17 protein-coding genes are annotated in these 18,895 nt (G+C 68.9%); 5 read left to right on the top strand and 12 right to left on the bottom strand.

The annotated features are described in order from the left end of the window. The 3 genes from ACQKJZ_RS11160 to ACQKJZ_RS11150 all read left to right on the top strand — a co-directional run. Nucleotides 1–460: deoxyhypusine synthase family protein (locus ACQKJZ_RS11160; RefSeq protein ID WP_427731158.1), on the top strand; the 460-nt coding region annotated here is incomplete at its 5' end. Further along, the gene (locus ACQKJZ_RS11155) at nucleotides 460–606 is read left to right on the top strand and encodes a hypothetical protein (RefSeq protein ID WP_427731157.1); all 147 of its coding nucleotides are present in this window, start codon (nucleotides 460–462) and stop codon (nucleotides 604–606) included. The genes ACQKJZ_RS11160 and ACQKJZ_RS11155, both read left to right, overlap by 1 nt. A 114-nt stretch (nucleotides 607–720) precedes the next feature. Continuing rightward, the gene (locus tag ACQKJZ_RS11150) at nucleotides 721–1,713 is read left to right on the top strand and encodes an alpha/beta hydrolase (RefSeq protein WP_427731156.1); all 993 of its coding nucleotides are present in this window, start codon (nucleotides 721–723) and stop codon (nucleotides 1,711–1,713) included. A gap of 270 nt (nucleotides 1,714–1,983) precedes the next feature. Here ACQKJZ_RS11150 and ACQKJZ_RS11145 read toward each other — a convergent pair whose 3' ends face one another. The 12 genes from ACQKJZ_RS11145 to ACQKJZ_RS11090 all read right to left on the bottom strand — a co-directional run bounded on the left by ACQKJZ_RS11145 (nucleotide 1,984) and on the right by ACQKJZ_RS11090 (nucleotide 17,641). Beyond that, nucleotides 1,984–3,867 carry an XrtA/PEP-CTERM system amidotransferase gene (locus tag ACQKJZ_RS11145; RefSeq protein ID WP_427731155.1) on the bottom strand — a complete coding sequence of 628 codons (1,884 nt, stop codon included), beginning with the start codon at nucleotides 3,865–3,867 and terminating at the stop codon, nucleotides 1,984–1,986. Between the two features lie 6 nt (nucleotides 3,868–3,873). After that, nucleotides 3,874–5,379, bottom strand: a complete 1,506-nt coding sequence (gene xrtA / locus ACQKJZ_RS11140) for an exosortase A (protein WP_427731154.1) — start codon at nucleotides 5,377–5,379, stop codon at nucleotides 3,874–3,876. After that, on the bottom strand, nucleotides 5,376–6,530 hold the full coding sequence (locus ACQKJZ_RS11135; protein WP_427731153.1) for a TIGR03087 family PEP-CTERM/XrtA system glycosyltransferase: 1,155 nt from the start codon (nucleotides 6,528–6,530) through the stop codon (nucleotides 5,376–5,378). The genes xrtA and ACQKJZ_RS11135 overlap by 4 nt, the downstream gene beginning before the upstream one ends. Next, the gene (locus ACQKJZ_RS11130; protein WP_427731152.1) at nucleotides 6,527–7,564 is read right to left on the bottom strand and encodes a FemAB family XrtA/PEP-CTERM system-associated protein; all 1,038 of its coding nucleotides are present in this window, start codon (nucleotides 7,562–7,564) and stop codon (nucleotides 6,527–6,529) included. The genes ACQKJZ_RS11135 and ACQKJZ_RS11130 overlap by 4 nt, the downstream gene beginning before the upstream one ends. Then, the gene (locus ACQKJZ_RS11125; protein ID WP_312490364.1) at nucleotides 7,561–8,427 is read right to left on the bottom strand and encodes an XrtA system polysaccharide deacetylase; all 867 of its coding nucleotides are present in this window, start codon (nucleotides 8,425–8,427) and stop codon (nucleotides 7,561–7,563) included. The genes ACQKJZ_RS11130 and ACQKJZ_RS11125 overlap by 4 nt, the downstream gene beginning before the upstream one ends. Beyond that, nucleotides 8,417–9,757 (bottom strand): AAA family ATPase, encoded by a 1,341-nt coding sequence (locus ACQKJZ_RS11120; protein WP_427731151.1) that lies wholly within the window; start codon nucleotides 9,755–9,757, stop codon nucleotides 8,417–8,419. The genes ACQKJZ_RS11125 and ACQKJZ_RS11120 overlap by 11 nt, the downstream gene beginning before the upstream one ends. A gap of 19 nt (nucleotides 9,758–9,776) precedes the next feature. Continuing rightward, nucleotides 9,777–11,471: a hypothetical protein gene (locus ACQKJZ_RS11115; protein ID WP_427731150.1), complete on the bottom strand. Its 1,695-nt coding sequence runs from the start codon at nucleotides 11,469–11,471 to the stop codon at nucleotides 9,777–9,779. Further along, nucleotides 11,468–12,640 (bottom strand): AAA family ATPase, encoded by a 1,173-nt coding sequence (locus tag ACQKJZ_RS11110; RefSeq protein WP_427731149.1) that lies wholly within the window; start codon nucleotides 12,638–12,640, stop codon nucleotides 11,468–11,470. The genes ACQKJZ_RS11115 and ACQKJZ_RS11110 overlap by 4 nt, the downstream gene beginning before the upstream one ends. A gap of 8 nt (nucleotides 12,641–12,648) precedes the next feature. Continuing rightward, on the bottom strand, nucleotides 12,649–14,157 hold the full coding sequence (locus ACQKJZ_RS11105) for an XrtA system polysaccharide chain length determinant (RefSeq protein WP_427731148.1): 1,509 nt from the start codon (nucleotides 14,155–14,157) through the stop codon (nucleotides 12,649–12,651). 15 nt (nucleotides 14,158–14,172) lie between these two features. Continuing rightward, nucleotides 14,173–14,811, bottom strand: a complete 639-nt coding sequence (locus ACQKJZ_RS11100; RefSeq protein ID WP_312488122.1) for an XrtA/PEP-CTERM system exopolysaccharide export protein — start codon at nucleotides 14,809–14,811, stop codon at nucleotides 14,173–14,175. Between the two features lie 116 nt (nucleotides 14,812–14,927). Continuing rightward, complete coding sequence (locus ACQKJZ_RS11095) at nucleotides 14,928–16,142, bottom strand: pyridoxal-dependent decarboxylase, exosortase A system-associated (protein WP_427731147.1); 1,215 nt, start codon at nucleotides 16,140–16,142, stop codon at nucleotides 14,928–14,930. Then, complete coding sequence (locus ACQKJZ_RS11090) at nucleotides 16,139–17,641, bottom strand: AMP-binding protein (protein ID WP_427731146.1); 1,503 nt, start codon at nucleotides 17,639–17,641, stop codon at nucleotides 16,139–16,141. The genes ACQKJZ_RS11095 and ACQKJZ_RS11090 overlap by 4 nt, the downstream gene beginning before the upstream one ends. A gap of 370 nt (nucleotides 17,642–18,011) precedes the next feature. Here ACQKJZ_RS11090 and ACQKJZ_RS11085 point away from each other — a divergent pair, with 370 nt between their 5' ends. Together ACQKJZ_RS11085 and ACQKJZ_RS11080 are read left to right on the top strand one after the other, a co-directional pair. Then, a complete protein-coding gene (locus ACQKJZ_RS11085) occupies nucleotides 18,012–18,284 on the top strand; it encodes an acyl carrier protein (protein ID WP_312488119.1) in 273 nt (90 codons plus the stop codon). Then, a partial coding sequence (locus tag ACQKJZ_RS11080) for a hypothetical protein (RefSeq protein ID WP_427731145.1) occupies nucleotides 18,281–18,895 on the top strand: 615 nt, incomplete at its 3' end. The genes ACQKJZ_RS11085 and ACQKJZ_RS11080, both read left to right, overlap by 4 nt.

Below are 18,895 nucleotides of genomic sequence, written 5' to 3'. Positions count from 1 at the left end.
CCCGGCGTTCGTCGATTCGTCGGCGGGCTTCGGTCTGGTCAAGCATCAGGTGGAGCGCGCCAAGGAAGGCAAGCCTTACATGGTGCTCGATGCCATTGCCGATTTCCGTGAATTGACCGACATCAAGATCAAGGCGGGAACCACCGGTCTGTTGATGATCGGCGGCGGCGTTCCGAAGAATTTCATCCAGGACACGGTTGTTTGCGCCGAAATCCTGGGCCATGAGGACGTCGAAATGCACAAATACGCCGTGCAGATCACGGTGGCCGATGTTCGCGACGGTGCCTGCTCGTCCTCGACGCTCAAGGAAGCGGCGAGCTGGGGCAAGGTCGATACCGCACTCGAGCAGATGGTGTTCGCGGAAGCAGGCTCGGTCATGCCGCTGCTCGCCTCCGACGCCTATCATCGCGGTCACTGGCGTGAGCGCGCGAAGCGTCGTTGGGGAGCGATTTTCGACTAATGCTGGAATTTCTTGAACGCGAACAGCTGGCCTATGTGATCATCGGCATCGTTTTGATGGCCGGGCTGGCGATTGCGGTCCCGTATAGCCGTCGCCGCAAGCGCGAAAAGCTGCGCCGGCGCGGGATCAAGAAGTACGGACATTGAGATCGGGGCGGGACCGCAAGGTTTCCGCCCCTTTTCTTTTTGCTTGCTCCCCCTCTCCCGCCCCGGCAGTTTCGCAGGGGATAAGCGCTCCCATGCGCTGAGGAGAGGGATGCCATGATCGATCGACGCACGCTGTTGGGGGCGATGGCTACCGCGCCGCTCGCCGCCCATGCGACGGCCAAGGCCGCCGGGCAGGCGACGGCGACGCCCGCCGCCATGACGCCCTGGCCGCCGGCCGAGCATTTCCCGCTCTGGCCCGGTCGTCCGCCGGGCGCGCGCGCCAAGCTGCCCACGCCGAACCCGTCGATGAACGGGCCGGCGGGGCGCAAGGAATTGTGGCTGCGCGGCACCGCCAATCCGATCGTCGCCGTCTTCCGCCCCGAACGCCCCGATGGCCGCGCGGTGCTGACCATCCCCGGTGGTGGCTATGGCTTCGTCTCGATCCAGAATGAGGGGATCGATGTCGCGCGGACGCTCAACCCGCATGGTATCACCGTCTTCGCCCTGTCCTATCGCCTGCCCTCCGAAGGCTGGGACCGGCAGGCCGATGTGCCGCTTCAGGATGCGCAGCGGGCGATGCGCCTGATCCGCGCCAATGCCGGCCGCTATGGCATCGATCCGGCCAATCTGGGGATCGTCGGCTTCTCGGCGGGCGGGCATCTCGCCGTCTCCTTGACCGTGGGATATGACGACGCGGTCTATACGCCCGTCGACGCCGCCGACCGGCAATCAGCCAAGCCGCGCTTTTCGGGCCTGGTCTATCCAGTCGCCAGCCTGTCGACGCCGACCACCCATTCGGGGTCGCGCGACAACCTGCTCGGCCCCAATCCCGACGCCGCGACGAAGGCCCGGTACGACACGCCTCGCCGGATCGGTGCGGGCACCCCGCCGCTGTTCCTGGTCCATGCGGTAGACGACGGGCTGGTCCCGCTCGACCAGTCGATCGACGTACTAACCCAGGCCCGCGCCGCCAAGGTGCCGGTCGAAGCGCATTTCTTCGAACGCGGCGGCCACGGCTTCGGCGCGATGAGCGCGCCCGAAGGATCGCCGGCACGGCTATGGCCCGATCTGTTCGACCGCTGGATCGCGCAGACGTTAAAGGGATGATCGCCAGGGAGCGGCGGCGGCTTCGCCTCGCTCCACTTACGCCAGCCGGCATGACACGGCGTGCGCTTCGACTTCGCTCAGCGTGAACGGAGGTTGGGGAGTAAGCGTCGCTCGCGCATTGAGGACATCCGCCTGTGCCAGCACCACACTCCCTCGCCCCGTTCGCGCTGAGCGTAGTCGAAGGCCACGCGAGACGGCCACCACAGGGCATACGCTTCGACTTCGCCCAGCGCGAACGGGGGTTGAAAGGCAGGGCGGCCAGCCACGACCTTAAAACAACCGCTTCAAACTCCGCTCCAGCATCAGCATCTGCCACAGCGTTCGGCCGTGATCCGCCCGCCCGGCGCGGTGATCCGTCGCGATACGACCCAATTCGGTCAACTCGAACCACCCCGTCTCGCGCAGCAGGCCCGACCGCGCCAAACCGGCCGCCTCATCCGCCAAAGCCCCCCGAAACCACGCGCTGATCGGAGTGACGAACCCCATCTTGGGCCGGTACAGGATGTCGCGCGGCAGATAGGGCTCGAGCGCCTTTTTCATCAGCCATTTGCCTTGCCCGCCCCGCACGCGCATCGCGGCGGGCAGCCGCGCGGCATATTCCACCAACCGGTGGTCCAGCAGCGGCTCGCGCGCCTCCAGCCCCACCGCCATCGAGGTGCGGTCGGTCTTGGTCAGGATGTCGCCGGGCAGCCAGATCTTCAGATCGGCATATTGCGCACGGTCGATGGCATCACGGGCGGGCGCGCCCCGCATGGCGGCGACATAGCGATCCTCCGCCCGGTGCCCGCCCAGCGCCCCGCGGGCCTCGCCTGAGAACAGCCGCGCCCGCCATTCCGGGCTGGTGACCCCGACCGCGCGGGCATAGGCTTCCGCCCCATCCATCCCCAGCGCCTGCAACGTGGTCTTGGCGCGTAAGGGACGCGGCGCCCAGTCGGCCTTGGGATAATAGCGCCCCAGCGTACCGAACAGGCCAGCGCGTAACCGGTCGGGAAACAGCCCCCGCACCCGCTCTTCGCCCGCATGGAAGACATGACGGCGATAGCCCGCCATCGCCTCGTCCGCGCCATCGCCCGACAACGCCACGGTGACATGCTCGCGCGCCAGCTGGCACAGCCGATAGGTGGCGAGCGCCGAGGCATCGGCGAAGGGCTCGTCGAATTGGCCGACCAACGTGTCGATCAGTGCGAAGTCGTCGGCGCGGACGACCCGTTCGACATGATCGGTGGCGAAACGCTGCGCGATGGTGCGCGCATAGTCGCGCTCGTCATGCCCGGCCTCTTCGAAGCCGATGGTGCAGGTCCGCACGGCGCGCGGCGACGCCTCCGCCATTAGCGCGACGACGCCCGAACTATCGACCCCGCCCGACAGGAACGCGCCCAGCGGCACGTCCGCGACCATGCGGCTGGTGACACCCGCGCGCATATGGGCGAGCAGCCCCTCGCCCAGCGCCGCCGCCGAACCGCTCTCGCGCTCGGAGAAATCGACGTCCCACCATTGCCGCGGCCGGGGGATAGACCGACCCCGCTCGATCAGCAGGAAATGCCCGGCGGGCAGCTTGTGGACGCCCGCCACGATGCTGGCATCGTCGGGGACATAGCCCAGCGCCAGATAATCCTCGACCGCGCGGATATCGGGCCGTCGCCGGAAGAGCGGATGGGCAAGGATACCCTTCATCTCCGAGGCGAAGGCGATCGCACCATCGGGCAGTTCGGCCCAGTGGAGCGGCTTCACCCCCAGCCGGTCACGCGCCAGGAACAGCGTGCCGGCCTTGGCATCGTGCACGGCGAAGGCGAACATGCCGACCAGCCGGTCGAGCATCGCCGGCCCCCAATGGCGCCATCCATGCAGCAGCACCTCGGTGTCGCCATCGGTGTGGAAGACCGCGCCGCGCTCGCGCAGTTCGTCGCGAAGGGCCCGGTAATTATAGATTTCGCCGTTGAAGCAGACGGCCACCTCGCCATCGACCATCGGCTGGGGCGATCCGGCGACATCGATGATCGACAGCCGGGCATGGGCGAAGCCGACGCCGGGCGCGGTCCACACCCCCTGCCCATCGGGTCCGCGATGCGCCTGTACGCCGATCATCGCGCGCAGCCGGGCGGGATCGACCGGCTTGGGCGTGGCGGGGTGGAACAGGCCGGCGATACCGCACATGTCGGGTCAGCGCTGCCCGGTCAGGCGGTCGGCGAAGCGGTCGATCGGCCCCAGAGCGCGGACGAACTCCTCGATCGCCTCCGGGTCGTCGCCTTCGCTCGACACATGCACCGCGACCGCCATCTGGCGCTGGCCCAGCAACCGGGCCTTCATCGTCTCGATCTTCACCTGCCGCATACTCGGCGTCAGGCTATCGCCGATCCGATACCAGGTCGCAACATCGCGCTGCATCGACTGGCCGAGCGGCCCGGTGGTGATCATCCGCATCGCGCCGCCCCCGGCGATGGGCCCGAGATCGGCGACGCGTATCCAGCGATCATCCTCTTGCAATACGCCGGTGCCGAACGCGCCCAGCTTGCCCCCTTCGCGCTGGTGCGAGAACACGGCGACCGCGAGATCGACCTGATGCCCCTGCCCATCGGCATAGGTGCGCAGCATGACCGCATCGGCACCCGGATAATGCGGCGCCCAGGGGCTGCGCTGTTGCGCAGGCGTCCAGCCGCGCACATCGGGCAGCGCCATATGCGCCGGCAGCAACGCCACACGGCTGCCGGCATAGCCGCTCCAGCTGGGGAAGACGGCGGTGATCGCCAGCGCCAGTACCGCCGCCAGCAGCGGGTCGATACGCTGTCCCGGCATGGCCGACAATTTAGCAGGGTCGAAGGCGGGATCATCGGGCGAACGGTCGAAGAATTGCCATCCGATCGCCAGCACCGCCGCCATCACCAGCGCGAAGAACACCCAGCCGAAGATGACATGGTCGACGCCTCCCGCCACCTCGATCGAGGTCAGGTCGGCGGCGAAGATCGTGCCCCAGGCGCGGACGCCATTGGCCAGGATCGGCACGATCAGCGACACGATCATGAAGATCGCGCGCCGCCAGGGCGACCGGAAGCAGAGATTGGCGACGAGCGCGGCGAAGGCGATCATCGCCAGCACGAATTTGGAGCCCGAACAAGCCTCCGCCACCTCGAACCAATAGCGGCCGGCATGGATCAGGACGCCGTCCGCCGACGCCGGGATGCCGCTCCAGTCGAGCAGCGGCATGACGATGGCGACGGTGATCTGTTGGAGCGGCTTTTCCAGCTCCGCCCCGAACGGCACCAGGAACCAGGCATAGACCAGCGGAAAGAGCAGCCCGCGCGCGACCATCGGACCCAGCAGCGTGACGACCAGTCCCTCCAGCGTCGCGACCAGTCCCATCTGCCGGACGAGCGCAACGGTCGCAGACTCGCCCAACAGCCACAGAAACCCGCCGGCTGCGACCAGCACCAGGCCCGGCCACCGGGCGGCAGGCGTCAGCTTCGACAACTCGGGCCGGCGCTGCCACACCAGCCAGCCGACGACCGGGCCGATGAACAGGCAATGGCCATAGGTCGTGCTGGTCCACCAGATCTCGACCAGATGGGTAACGTCGCGCCAGAACAAGGCGAGGATCAGCGCCGCCGCTCCGGCAAGCAACGCCAGATGATAGGGCCAGCGACCCGGCCGCATCCGATCCCCCAACGTCACGCGATATCCTTCAACAGCTGGTCGAGCGGTGCCAGTCTGGCGTTCCAGTCATAGCGGTCAAGCACTTGCGCACGCGCCGCCGGATTGGTGGCGGGACCGGACAGCGCGGCGATGACCTTGTCGGCGAAGTCGCGGTCGCTGTCGGCGACGGTGATCGTTCCGCCATGGTCGATCCCCTCGGCCGCCGCGCGCGAGGCGACGATCGGCCGTGCCATGGCCATCGCCTCCAGCACCTTGTTCTGGATACCGCGCGCCAGCATCAGCGGCGCGACGCACACGGCGGCGGCGGCCAGCCAGATACGCGTGTCGGGCACCTCGCCGGTGACGATCACCGCCTCCCCCGCCAGCCGGCGCACCGCCGGCGTCGGCGGGCGGCCGACGATCGCGAAGCGCGCACGCGGATGCGCGTGGCGGACCAGCGGCAATATGGCCTTAGCGAAATGCGTTACCGCGTCGATGTTGGGCTGATAATCCATCTGCCCGGTGAAGACGATCAACGGCTCCGTCTCGGCGATGGGAGTGACGAGGGCCGGGTCATGGACGGCGGCGTCGATTCCGTTCTCGACCGCGACGATCCGACCTTCGCCGCCGCCGGCGCGGAACAGCGCGGCCTCCGCCTCGCTGACGAACAGGGTCGCCGCCATGCCGGCCGCCACACGCCGTTCGAACCGGCCGAGCAGCCGCGCTTCGCGGGCCAGCATGATCCGCTTGGGGCCGATGGCACGCTCGGCGAGCGCTGCGAACTTGGCCGAGTCGACATCGACCATGTCCATGATCGTCGGCTCCTCGCCGGCATATTGCGCCATTTGACCGGAAAAAATGTAGGCCGCCGCCACCCCCTGTCGCCGGACGGCACGCACAGCTTTCGTCATGGTGGGATGGGCGAAGGCGGTCAGCGATACGGGCGCGCCCGCCGCCAGCGCCTGAAGCGCGGCGACCGGGGTCGATTTGGACCGGCGGATGATATGGCAACCGGCCAGCAGATCGGTGAAGGCGGCGGGCGGATCAAGGTCCGCCTCGCTCTCGCCAAAGGTGCACAGATGCACACGCCAGTCGTGGCTGAGATGGCGGAGGATGTGATAGCTACGGATCTTGTCGCCACGATCGGGTGGGAACGGCACGCGGTGGGCCAGGAACAGCAGGTCCCTCACCCCAGGCCCCGTGCGATCGGCGGGCCGGCCAGCTTCGCCGCCCAGACCGGCAGGCGCTTCCACACCGCGATCATCAGCGCATATTTGGGGTTCAGCGGATTGATCGCGCGCGGCCCATGCACGCTGCGGCTGGCATAGGCCAGCGGATGCCCCTCGAACCCCCAATTCTTCTTGAACGCCGCAGCACCCGTGCCGACCTTTGATCGGCCGAAATCGAACCTGTGGCAGCCGCGCGCACGGGCATGGCGCATCAGCGCGAAATACATCAGGTCGTTGGCGCGCAGGCCCCGTGCCGCCTGGGTGCCGCCGCCCCAATAGGGATAGACGGTGCCAGCGTGATAGAGGCTCAACACGCTCGCCACCGCCCGGCCCTGATGCCGCACGGTCAGCACATCGGCGTCGAGCCGCGCCACCGCCTCGCGAAACAGCCTGGCCGGAAAGACCGGGGTGCCCAGGTTGCGGACGGACTCGGCATAGATGCTGTAATGTTCGGCCAGCATCGCGTCGCTCGATCCGGTCTCGACGATCAGCTCGTTGGCGAGCGCCTTGCGCACCTCGGCGCGTTGCTTGCGCGGGATCGCCTTCAGCTCGGCTTCGTCATCGGCTGCGATAGGGCGGACGAAGCCCAGATAGCTGTCGGTATCGACCGCCCAGCCGCCTGGGGCCGGACCGCCGCGCAACTCGACCGACTCGATCCCGCGCGCGCGCGCCGTCTCCCAGGCCACCTCCGCCAGCAAGTCGTTGCCCTCGCCCAGCACCCCGCCATCGACGCCGAACCCGGTCGACACCATCGCCGCGCCGAACAGGGGCGAGCGGATTTCGCTCAAGGGCAGGACACCGGCGATCGTCCCGTCCAGCCGTTCGGCGACGAAATAATGCGCCTTTTGCCCGCACCCCGCCGCGCCCGCCAACAGCCAGCCGGTCAGGTGAAAGGGCGTGCCCGCCTCGGCCGATCGTACGAAGTCATCGATCCGTGCGCGCTCGTCGTCGCGGCCCAGATCGGCGACGCGGACGGCCAGGTCCGGTGCGGTCATGCGAGCCGCGCCGCTTCCTCGGCCGCGACCGCATCCACCCGCCCCCAGTCATGCCGGCCGAGCAGCCCGCGCAGCTTGCCCGCCATCGCGCCCAGCCGGCTGTAATGCCGGACCTTGGAGCGCAGTGGCGCATCGGCGACGCGCGGCTGGTCGGGATCGACCTCCCAGGGATGGAAATAGAAGATCGCGCCGTGCCGGTCGCGATTGACCTGCCCGACCGCCACATCGGTCAGCTTGGCGGGCAGCATGCGAAAAAAGCCGCCGCCGGTCGCCAGCCGCCGCTTGCCCCACTGCGCCACCGTCACCGGCAATTCGATCAGATCGGCATCGGCGAGCGGCCGCCAGGCGTAACGCGGCGATTCCGCCCAGCCATAATGGTCGTGCCGCAACGGCGCGACGCTGGACGAATAGCGATAGCCCGCCTCGGCCAGTACAGGATGCGCCCAGGGCGTGCGCTTGTCGATCGAGAAACTGGGCGCGCGATAGCCGGTCACCGCCTGCCCGCCCGCATCCTCGATCGCCGCCCTGGCACGGGCGAGGTCGGCACGGAACTGGTCGGCGGTCATGGTGAAGACGCGTTGATGGTCCCAGCCATGGCTGGCCATTTCATGCCCGGCCGCGACGATACGCCGGATCAGGCCGGGATGGCGATGCGCGACCCAGCCCAGCGTGAAAAAGGTCGCGCGCGTGCCCGTTTCGGCGAACAGCGACAATACAGCGTCGGTATTGGCCTCGACCCGGCTGTCCAGCCGGTCCCAGTCCGCCTTGTCGATCGTCTTCTCGAAGGCGCCGACCTGGAACCATTCCTCGACATCGACCGACATGCCGTTGAGCGGTGCGCCCGCCCCCGGCTCAGGCGGCATGGCCCCAGGCCCCTGCCGGGCGGATCGACGCGCCTTCGCGCTTGGCCTCGCCGCGATCCTCCATGTCGGTCCAGTCGACCAGCAGCGTCAGGACCCGGCGCAGCGCCGCCTCCTGCTGCTCCAGTCTCGCTTCCAGCTGCGCGATCCGCTCCTCCAGCGCGGCGGTAGCGTCCGACGGGGCCGGCTCCGGCCGTTCGGGTTGCGGCGGCGCGGCCGGACGAAACGAAACGGGTTCCGGTGCGGGCGGCGGCGCGACGACACGGTAGGCGTCCCGCTGCGCCCCCTCGCCCTCGTTCGTCGGACGGGTGCGGATGATGGGATCGGCGGCGGCATGGCCATTGGCGTACAGGCCCGAGCGCAGCGTGCCCGCCGTCGCGGCGATCCCCGCCGCCGTACCGTTGAGCGCGCCGAGCGCGCCTGCACCGAAGGCGGGCGGATCGAAGGTCGCGGGGGAGACGATCGGCGCGGCCTGCGCGGCGACCGGCTCGGCCTGCGGCGGCGCGATCCGCTCGCCGCCCATATCGGCGGCCATGTCGGCGGCGACGCTGCGCACCGTCTCCGGCCCGATCAGCTCGACACCCTCGATCGCCGCCTGAAGCAGCACGCGGCCCGCCAGCACGTTCAGCCGGCGCGGCACACCGCCCGATGCCTCGTACAACGCGTCGAAGGCGTCGGCGGCGAAGTCGGGCCGCCCGGTCCAACCCGCCACCGCCAGGCGGTGGGCGATGTAATCGGGAACCTCCTCCGGGTCCATCGGGTCGAGATGATGGATGGCGATGACCCGCTGGCGCAACTGCTCGACCGCGCCCGAGCCCAGCAGGCGGTCGCGAAACTCCGGCTGGCCGACCAACAGGATCTGGAGCAGCGCGTGACCGCCCGCCTGGAAATTGGAGAGCATGCGCAATTCTTCGAGCGAGGCGAGCGGCAGCGCCTGCGCCTCGTCGACAATCAGCAGTACGCGGCGCCCCTCGCGCGCGACGCCGTTCAGCGCGCGCTCGGTCGCGGCCAAGAGCGCGGCCTTGGACAGTCCTTGCGCATCGACGCCTAGCTGTCCGGCGACCACGCGCAGCAGGTCGTCCGGGTCGATCGCGGTCGACACGATATGGAGCACGCGCACGCGGCGGGTATCGAGCGTCTCGACCAGATGGCCGACCAGCGTCGTCTTGCCCGCGCCGACATCGCCGGTGATGACGATGAAGCCCTCACCCTGCGCCAGGCCATAGCCCAGATAAGCCATCGCCTTGCCATGCGTTGCCGTCTCGAACCAGAAACGCGGGTCCGGGGTCAGCTGAAACGGGCGTTCGCCCAGACCGAAATGGGTCTCGTACATTATCGTGCCTTTCGGCCGGTCAGAATTGATACCGTGCGGCGACCAGGACCTGCGCCGACAGGGCGTCGGTCAGGTCACCGACCGAGAAGTGGTACAATCCAACCGACGCGGTTGTTCCCAGCCGACCGAAGTTGTGGAAATAGCTGGCTGTCGTGCCAACCGATACCACGTCCTCGGCGCCCGCCAACCTACTGGCGTAATAGTTAACGAAGCCATTCACGTTAAGCCCCGAGTCACGACTGAGCGACCGGCCGAAGAAAATCTGCGCATACCAGCTTTCGTCATCGGCCCCGCCGACGATCAGGCCGGGCGCGGCGTCGGGCGCGAACAGCCGGCGGTTGCTGTAGCCCAGGCCGATGCCCATCGTGGAACGGCCGCTCGTCCGGGTCAGCGCCGCGTCGGCGCCGCGCGCGCGGTAGACGGCGGTCTGCACCGATTGCAGCACGTCGTTCAGGCACCCCCCCGGCGTCGTCCCGCTGGTGGAGAAGACGCACCCGTTGAACTGCTGCGAAAAGGCGTCGCGCGTCTCGACGAACTGGGTTGGCAGACCCGACAGGCCGTTGCGCAGCTGTCGCCCGAAGGTCTGGATGCCGTCATAGACCGATGCGCGGAAGAAGACGCCGCGTGCCGCCTCATATTGCGCGCTGCCGGTAAGACTCAGTGAGCCGTAGCGCTGGCCGACATGCCCCTCCACCGAGGTGCGGCGATTGGGCCGCCAGACGACGCCCGCATCATAATAGACGCCGTCCGTGCGATAGGCGATGCGGCGCGGGCTGTCGGGCGCGATCACGAAGCGGCCGCTGCCATCGACCAGCGGGCGGCCCGCCGCATCGACCGCCGGATCGCGCTGGCTGCTCTCGATCCGTTCATAGCCGACGCCCGCCGTCAGCGCGACATAGGGCGAGATCGGATAGAGAACGTCGCCGCGCGCGAACCAGCCCTCGTAACGCTGGGCCAGCTGTCGCGCATCGTCGCGTTCGTAAAGGCCGCTGACGCTCAGGCCGACCGGCAGGATGGTGCCCGGGCGCGTCGTGGCGTTGACCGTCGCCATGTGGTTCCAGCTGTCGCTGAAATAGTCGAGGCGGGGTTGATCGGCCACAACGCCCCCCAGCCCCGGCCTCTCGGCACGGGTATAGCCCAGCCGGTAATTGGCCAGCAGCTGGACCGGCCCGGCGCGGGTGCTCAGGACCGGGCCGATATAGGCGGAATAGAGTTGCGAGATATTGCCCGGATCGCCGACCAGCACGCCGGGTGCGACACCGCGAATATCCGACCGCGCCCGCGTCGCGAGAACGCCGCCGTCGACGCTCAGTTCGGGGGTGATCCGATACAGCCCGCGCGCCAGCCCACTATGCACATCGCCGCCGCCAAGGCCGTCATTCCAGGCGATGCGGTGCTCGTAACGATAGCTGATCTGCCCTTGCGCCCGCGCGGTATTGACCTGCGCGTTGACGCCCGCCCCGATCGAGGTGAAGGTCACCGAGTCGCCACCCGTCAGATCGGCGCTGAACGCCTGCCCCACCTCGATATAGGGCGACACGTACGCACGCGGACGGTCGGGGCCGCTGGCGGCCGGTGCCGGATCGGTGGGCGGTGCTTGGCCCGCGCCGGGCGCGACGCCGGAGGGCGGCGGCAGGGCCTGTGCGAAGGCCGGGGTCGGCAGCATCGCCATCCCCAGGCACCCCATCAGGATCGGCCGCGCGCCCATGCTCATCCGGCGTCCTTGCCGTAATAGCCGAACCGCCGGCTGCCGGGGACGAAGGCGACGCTGTTGAGCACCAGCTGGATATGCTCGCACGCATCGAGCAGGTTGATCGCCGCCGTCACCTCGCTCTCGGGCGTCTTGTCGGCGCGCACGACCAGCATGACCTGCCCCGCCAGCATCGCCAGCACCGAGGCCGGGGACGCGGCCAGTGCGGGCGGCGAATCGAAAATGACCAGCCGGCGCGGATTGGCCGACAACAGCCGTTGCAGCACGGCACGGGTACGCGCGGACGCCAGCAATTCGGTGTCGCTGGCGGTACGGGTGCCGCATGCCAGCACCGACAAATGCGGCACGTCGGTACGCATCACCAGATCCTCGACATCGATATCGCTGTCGTCGAGCGCATCGAGCAGCCCCGGCCCCTCGGTGAGGCCCAGCCGACCCAGCACATCGGGCTTGGCGACATCGGCATCGACCAGCAGCACTTCGGTATCGCGCTCCGCCGCCATCGACAAAGCGAGGTTGACCGAGCAGAAGGTCTTGCCGTCCTGCGGCCGCGCCGAGCAGATCAGCACGGTGCGCGCCCGGTCGCCGTCCCCCGCCTCGACCAGCCGCCTGCTGGTGATGATCAGCTGGCGCTTGACCAGCCGGAACTCCTCGGCGAGCGGGCCGATCGGGGCGCCGGGCACGATCATGCCGTTCTCGGCCAGCAGCGCGCGGTCGACGGCGGCGACGTCGCTGGATACCGGATTATATTCGCTGGCCAGGAATTCGTCGTCGCCCGGTTGCGCCAAAAACTCGGCCGGAATCCCCGCGAGCATCGGCTCGGGCCCGGACGGCGCGGCGCCCGCGTCATCATCCTCGACCAGGCCCGGCGGCAGGGACTCCGCCTCCGGCATGATGGGAGCGATGAAAGGGTCCACGGCCTCGGGCGGCGGTGCCAGGGGTGGCTGTTCGATGGGCGCCGTCTGAACGGGCCGCGTCTCGACAGGCGGCGGGGCGGCCGGTTCGGGCGCGGGGGGCTGGGCAACGTTTACCGGTTCGGCGGCGACCGGCGCGACCGACGCCGCCCGCTGCTCCCCGGCCGGCGCGGGTGCCCGGACATAGGCTTGGAAATCATATACATTCGCCGCCCGTTCGAGCAGCGACGGTTCCCGGCGGGGTCTGGGAGGTTTCACGCTGTTGCTCACGCCGCCATACCCCGCTGCAATAGCTCGATTCCCATGACCATCCCATAGGCGGCACCCAGCGCGGCCGTCCCACCCAGGAACATTTTCAAGCGCTTGGCCCGCGCGCTGGCCTGGCCGCGGGTGACGACCTCGCCGATCGATCCGATCACCGGCATCCCCATCGTCCGTTGCAGCGACTGGGCGGTGGTGAAGGTCTGACGCAGCTTGGACAGGGCGAAGGCACCGCCGACGCCCAGCCCGATCCCCGCCAGGAACACGCCCGTCAGCAACAGGATGCGGTTGGGCGCGGTCGGCGCACGCGGATAGGTCGGCGGATCGATGACCGAGAAGCGCATCGAATCGGTCTGGTTCTGTGCCTGTCCGCGCAGCGCCACCTGTTCGCGCTGGCGCAGCAACTGGTCATAGCTGTCCTTCAGCACCTGATAGTCGCGGTCGATTGCGCCCTGCTGCGCCGCCGCCTCGGGATTGGTCGACAGGCTGGCGTTCAGCCGGTCGAGGTCGCCCTGCAACTGCGCCTTGCGCACCTTCAGGCTGGCGAGCTGCGCCTGCTTTTCCGCCGCCATCGACTGGAGCGAGAGGTAGAGGGGATTGGGCTGTCCGCCCGCACCGCCGCCGGCACCTTCGGCCTTGGCCGCCGCCTGCGCCGCCGCCATCTGGTTCTTCAACGCGATGACGTCGGGATGATTGTCGGTGAAACCGCGCGCGCGCGCATCGGCCAGCTGCCCCTGCAACGTCGCCAGCCGCGCGCGCGCCGGGCCCACGCTGCCGCCGCCTTCCGCCACGGTGCGCGGGGTCGCGGCCAGCTGTCCCTGCACCGCCGCCACGCTCGATTGGGCGGCGGCGAGATCGCTGTCGACCTGCGCCATTTGCGACCGGGCCAGCCCGATGCGGTCGGCGACCGAACCGCTGCCCGGCAGGCCGCCCATGAACTGGTTCTGATATTCGGCGCGCCTGGCCTCGGCCGCCTGCAACTGCTTCTGGCGCTGGTCGAGCTGACGGTCGAGGAAGCTCAGGCTCTGGCTGGTGGTGTTGCGATCACCGGCCAGATTGGATTCGACGAAGATGTCGATCAGCTTCTGCGCGATCTGCTGCGCCAGCTTGGGGCTGCCCTGCGTGACGGTCAGCTTGAAGATGGTGTCCTGCTGGTTCTCGATTTTGATCGACTGGGCCAGCCCCGCGACCCGCGCGGCGACATCCGCGTCGCTGGAGACGGTGGCGGCCAGGTCGGTGCCGCGCACCACCTTTTGCAGGTTGACCGCCGAGATCAGCGTCTGACGGACCTGATCCACCGACTGCATCTGCGCCGTGGGGCCGTTGCCCATGCCATCGGGCAGCAGTTGCGACGTCTGCACCGCGATGCGCGCGGTCGATTCGTACCGGCTGGGGATCTGCGACACGAACAGCCAGCCCAGGATGCACACGACCCACGCGACCGCCAGCGCCAGCCAGCGCCGGGTCCAGATCGCATGGATCGCAATGCGGATTTCGTCCTGGATAGCGGACACGTGCGCCAGCCCTCCTCAGAACATCGATTCGGGGATGATGATGACGTCGCCGGGTTCCAGCCGGACATTGGCCTTGGAATCGCCCTTGCGCAGCAGGTCGTTGATCTGAATGGCATATTCGCGCTGCTTGCCGGTGTCGCGATCGGTGCGCACCAGCTTGGCCTTGTTGCCCGCGGCATATTGGTTCAGCCCGCCGACCGCGATCATGGCATCGAGCAGCGTCATGTTGGCGCGGTAGGGGATGGAGGCGGGACGCTCGGTCGCGCCGACGATCCGCACCTGCTGGCTATAGGTGCCGGCGAAATTCTCGACGATCACCGACACGATCGGATTGGAGACATATTCCGACAGCGCCTTCTTCATGTCGTCGGCCAGCATCGCGGGCGTCTTGCCCACCGCCGGCATGTCGTTGACCAGCGGGGTGGTGATGCGGCCGTCGGGGCGCACCTGCACCTTGGCCGACAGGTCCGGGTTGCGCCAGACGAAGATGTTCAGCTGGTCGAGCGGGCCGATGACATATTCCTCGCCCGGCACGTCCTTCTTCGCGACATAGCCCGCCGGCGGCAGTTCTGGCCCGCGCGACGCGGTCGAACAGGCCGTCAGCGTCGAGGCGGCGAGCCCTGCGATCAAGAGGGGGCGGGCGAAGGATGCCATGCGAACGTTACTCCTGAACCTTGCGCCCCGGCCGGGGCAAAAGGCAATTGCGCAGCGTCGCTATGCCGCCCAAGAGGTGAACAGAGCGTTATGCCCCCGTAGACGCTGCTAAATTTTCACCGAGCCACGATCTCGTCTGCGGGCCCATGGCCCAGAAACGCCGAAGGGCTGGCACTGGCTCCATAAGCACCGGCCAGAAAGATCGCGACGATGCTGCCCACTTCGGGACAGGGCAGCGCGATCCGGTCGCCCAGCCGGTCGAGCGGGGTACATAGCGGGCCGACGACCGACAGCGTCTGGTCCGCCTCCGCCCCTATCGCATGGGCCAGCGCGAGCGGATAGTTACGTCTGACCACGGTGCCGAAATTGCCGCTGGCGGCCAGCTGGTGGTTGAGCCCGCCATCGAGGATCGCGAACCGCTCTCCGCCGCTGTCCTTGATGTCGACGACATGCGCCAGATAGACGCCCGCCTCCGCCACCAGCCAGCGGCCGAGTTCGATCGCAAAGCGCGTGTCGCTTAGTATCTCCGGTCGGGCGTCCAGTGCCTCGGCCAGCGCGGCCCCGACCCGTTCGATGTCGAGGGGCGTATCGCCGGCGAAATAGGGAATACCGAAGCCGCCACCCAGATTGACCAGCGGCGGCGCCTGCCCCGCCGCCTCGGCGAGGCGCGCGGCGAGCGCGATGGTGGCGGCTTGCGTATCGATGATCGCTTGCGGATCGAGCGCCTGGCTGCCGGCATAGATATGAAAGCCGCGCCAGTCCGCGCCGGCCGCGATCAGGTCGCGGACCAGTGCCGGCACCCGCTCGGCATCGATGCCGAAGGGCGACGGGCGACCGCCCATCTTCATACCCGACCCGCGCAACTCCACATCCGGGTTGACCCGCACCGCCAAGCGCGGCGTGCACCCCAACCGTTCGGCGATAGCCAGTGCGCGGTCCGCCTCACCCTCCGATTCCAGGTTCAGCGTGATGCCCGCCGCGATCGCGGCGGTCAGTTCGGCATCGCGCTTGCCCGGCCCCGCGAAGCTGACCGGCCGGCCGAGGTCCGCCACCTTCGCCAGCTCGCCCGCCGATGCGACATCGAAGCCGTCGACCATCTCCGCCATCGCGGCCAGCAACGGCGGAAAGGGATTGGCCTTGATCGCATAATGAAGGTCGATCGTCGGAAACGCCGCGCGAAACCGCGCCACCCGCGTGGCGACGATGGCGGGGTCATAGACGAATAGCGGTCCGTCGCGGCCCTTCATCCATTCGGCGGCGGTGCGCCCACCGATGACCAGCGCGCCCTGTTGCGCGGTGAATTCGGGGGGGATAGGGCCCATCGGCTTCATGCCGTCATATCCTTGTCCAGAACCGTGCCCAGAACCGTACGGCGCAGGCCGCTGCGGTCCAGCTTGCCATTGGCATTGCGCGGCAGTTCGTCGTGCCAGACGATCCGCGCGGGCTGCATGAAATTGGGAAGCTCGGCCTTCAGCCGTGTGCGCAGCGCCGGCTCCGATGCGGCATCGCCGGCCAGCACCAGCACGATCGCCTGCCCATGCACCAGGTCGGGCACGCCGATCGCCACCGCCTCGCGCGCTTCGCCGCCCGACAATGCGGCTTCCTCGATCTCCTGCGGGCTGATCCGGTTGCCCGCGACCTTGATCATCTCGTCATCGCGTCCGACGAAGCGGAGCAGTCCGTCCACGCCCAACACGACCTTGTCCCCCGACCAGACCGCCCGGTCGTGCCCCGGCGCGGGCCGAAAGCGCTGCGCGGTCCGCTCGGCATCGCGCCAATAGCCCTGTGCGACCAGCGGCCCGGCATGGACCAGCTCGCCCGGCTCGCCCGGCGCCGCCGCGCCGCCATCGGGGCGCAGCACCATGATCTCGGCGAACGGAATGGCTTTGCCGATCGCGTCGGGATTGGCGTCGATCAGCGCGGGGTCCAGATAGGTCGAACGAAACGCCTCGGTCAGGCCATACATGGCGTAGAGATCGGCCGCCGGGAACCGCGTGCGCAGCCCCCTGACCAGCGAGGGCGTCAGCGCGCCGCCCGAATTGGTCAGCCGCCGGATCGGCGCGACCGCCTCCTCGGGCCAATCGGTGGCCAGCAGCTGCGTCCAGAGCGGCGGCACGCCCGCCAACGTCGTCGCGCCGTGCCGCGCCACCGCCTTCACCACGTCACGCGGCGTCAGATAGTCGATCGGCGCGACCGCGCCCCCGGCGACCCAGGTCGAGAGAAGCTGGTTCTGACCATAGTCGAAGCTGAAGGGCAGCACGCCCAGCACCCGGTCCTCCGGGATCAGCCGCAGGTAATGCGCGACCGCCACCGCCCCCAGCCACAGATTGGCGTGGCTGAGCATCACCCCCTTGGGGCGTCCCGTCGACCCCGAGGTATAGAGGATCGCCGCCAGCGCATCCGCATCCGCCGCCGACCGGGGCAACGCGTCACCCTCCCCCGCCTCGACCATGATCCGCGTGTCTGCCAGCACGTCGCCCGGCTCCAGCGTGGCCGCGCGCGGGGCATGGGTCAGCAGCATCGCCGCGCCGCTATCGGCCAGGATATGCGCTACCTGTGCGCGCTTCAGCAGCGGATTGATGGGCACATGGACCAGGCCCGCACGGGGCGCCGCCAGCGGCATCAACGCGGCGGTCCGCGTCTTGGGCAACCAGCTCGCCACCCGCGCACCCGGTGCAAATCCTTGCGCGGCCAGCCACCCCGCCAGCCGCGCGACCCGCTCCTCGGCCTCGGCGAAGGTCAGCCCGCCGTCGCGGTCGAGCAAGGCCGGCGCATCGGGGGCCCCGCGCAAGGCATGGTCGATCGGCAGGGCGACGGGTTCTGGGGGCATAAAGGTCATCTACAGCCGAGGGTTACCGAAAGTCGAGCGAAGGGAACGGAGCATATCGGGGCGCATGCGGCCAAGCCCTCCCCCAACCCCCTCCCGCCTGCGAGAGGGGGCTTTAGGGAACCGGAACGCGCCACTTCTGCTCCCCTCCCGCAGGCGGGAGGGGCTGGGGGAGGGCTTGGGACTCCCATGCAATGGGAATAGCCCGGATCTCTAAATCCATACCAAAACATATGACCCGCCCAGTGACATAGCGCGTCCCCCCCCCTCCCGCCTGCGGGAGGGGGCTTAACCTATACCGCTCCCCCGGTTGCCCAACGCGGCGCGGCGCTCTAACGCGGTCGCAACGATAGGAACAGCAAGGCGACAGGGTTTGGCACTCCAGGCGGACGGTGAGGTCGAAGCGACGGTACGGGGCGTGCTCGCCGATGTGCTGGGGCTGTCGCAGGAGCGTGTGGCGGGGTTCGCAGCCGATACGCCGCTGTTCGGCGCGCTGCCCGAACTGGACTCGATGGCGGTCGCGGGCGTGCTGACCGAGCTGGAGGACCGGCTGGGCATCCTGATCGAGGATGACGAGGTCGACGGCGAAATGCTGGAGACCTTCGGCCAGCTGGTCGCCTTCGCCAACGCCAAGGCGCAAGCTTGATTGATTTCTACGACGGCCCCGGTGGGCGCGAGGCGATGCTGTGCCTCGGGCCCGCGCAAGGGCCCGTCGTGCTGGTCGCCCTGCCCTTCTGGGAGGAAGCGAACCGGACGCGCGTGGTGGCGGTGGCGATGCTGCGCGCGCTCGCCCGCCACGGCATCGGCGGTGTGCTGCCCGACTGGCCGGGCACCGGCGAGAGCCTGGTCGAAACCGAAAAGGCCAGCTTCGCCCAGTGGCGGCTCGCCCATCGGTCGGTTGCAGAGATGCTGTCCGACCGGCGCTGCTACGGCGTGTCGATGCGTGGCGGGGCGCTGGTCGACGGCCTCGCCGATCTGGCGGGGCGCTGGCATCTGGCGCCGATGACGGGCGAAGCGGTGTTGCGCGACGTCATCCGCCTGCGCGCGGCGGCGGGCCTTCGCGGTGACGAACATGGCGTGTTCGGCGCGGAGTCGCCGGTGCGGGTCGCGGGCAACCGGGTATCGCCGCATTTTCTGGCCGAGCTGGCCGGGGCGACGCCGCTCGCCCCCGAGGACCGCCCCTACCGCGTCGTCCGGCTGGGCCATGATCGCGCGGCCGCCGACCGGACCATAGACGCCGTGCCCCCCTGGCGCCGC

This window comes from Sphingomonas sp. NPDC019816, from assembly GCF_050274375.1.
Lineage (GTDB): Bacteria > Pseudomonadota > Alphaproteobacteria > Sphingomonadales > Sphingomonadaceae > Sphingomonas.
This window is presented reverse-complemented; position numbering and strand designations above follow the sequence as displayed.

What these genes read in the sequence shown, in the direction of transcription:
- ACQKJZ_RS11155 (WP_427731157.1), top strand. Translation starts at nt 460, where the DNA reads ATGCTGGAATTTCTTGAACGCGAACAGCTGGCCTATGTGATCATCGGC.
- ACQKJZ_RS11150 (WP_427731156.1), top strand. Translation starts at nt 721, where the DNA reads ATGATCGATCGACGCACGCTGTTGGGGGCGATGGCTACCGCGCCGCTC.
- ACQKJZ_RS11145 (WP_427731155.1), bottom strand. Translation starts at nt 3,867, where the DNA reads ATGTGCGGTATCGCCGGCCTGTTCCACCCCGCCACGCCCAAGCCGGTC.
- ACQKJZ_RS11130 (WP_427731152.1), bottom strand. Translation starts at nt 7,564, where the DNA reads ATGACCGCACCGGACCTGGCCGTCCGCGTCGCCGATCTGGGCCGCGAC.
- ACQKJZ_RS11125 (WP_312490364.1), bottom strand. Translation starts at nt 8,427, where the DNA reads ATGCCGCCTGAGCCGGGGGCGGGCGCACCGCTCAACGGCATGTCGGTC.
- ACQKJZ_RS11120 (WP_427731151.1), bottom strand. Translation starts at nt 9,757, where the DNA reads ATGTACGAGACCCATTTCGGTCTGGGCGAACGCCCGTTTCAGCTGACC.
- ACQKJZ_RS11115 (WP_427731150.1), bottom strand. Translation starts at nt 11,471, where the DNA reads ATGAGCATGGGCGCGCGGCCGATCCTGATGGGGTGCCTGGGGATGGCG.
- ACQKJZ_RS11100 (WP_312488122.1), bottom strand. Translation starts at nt 14,811, where the DNA reads ATGGCATCCTTCGCCCGCCCCCTCTTGATCGCAGGGCTCGCCGCCTCG.
- ACQKJZ_RS11095 (WP_427731147.1), bottom strand. Translation starts at nt 16,142, where the DNA reads ATGAAGCCGATGGGCCCTATCCCCCCCGAATTCACCGCGCAACAGGGC.
- ACQKJZ_RS11090 (WP_427731146.1), bottom strand. Translation starts at nt 17,641, where the DNA reads ATGCCCCCAGAACCCGTCGCCCTGCCGATCGACCATGCCTTGCGCGGG.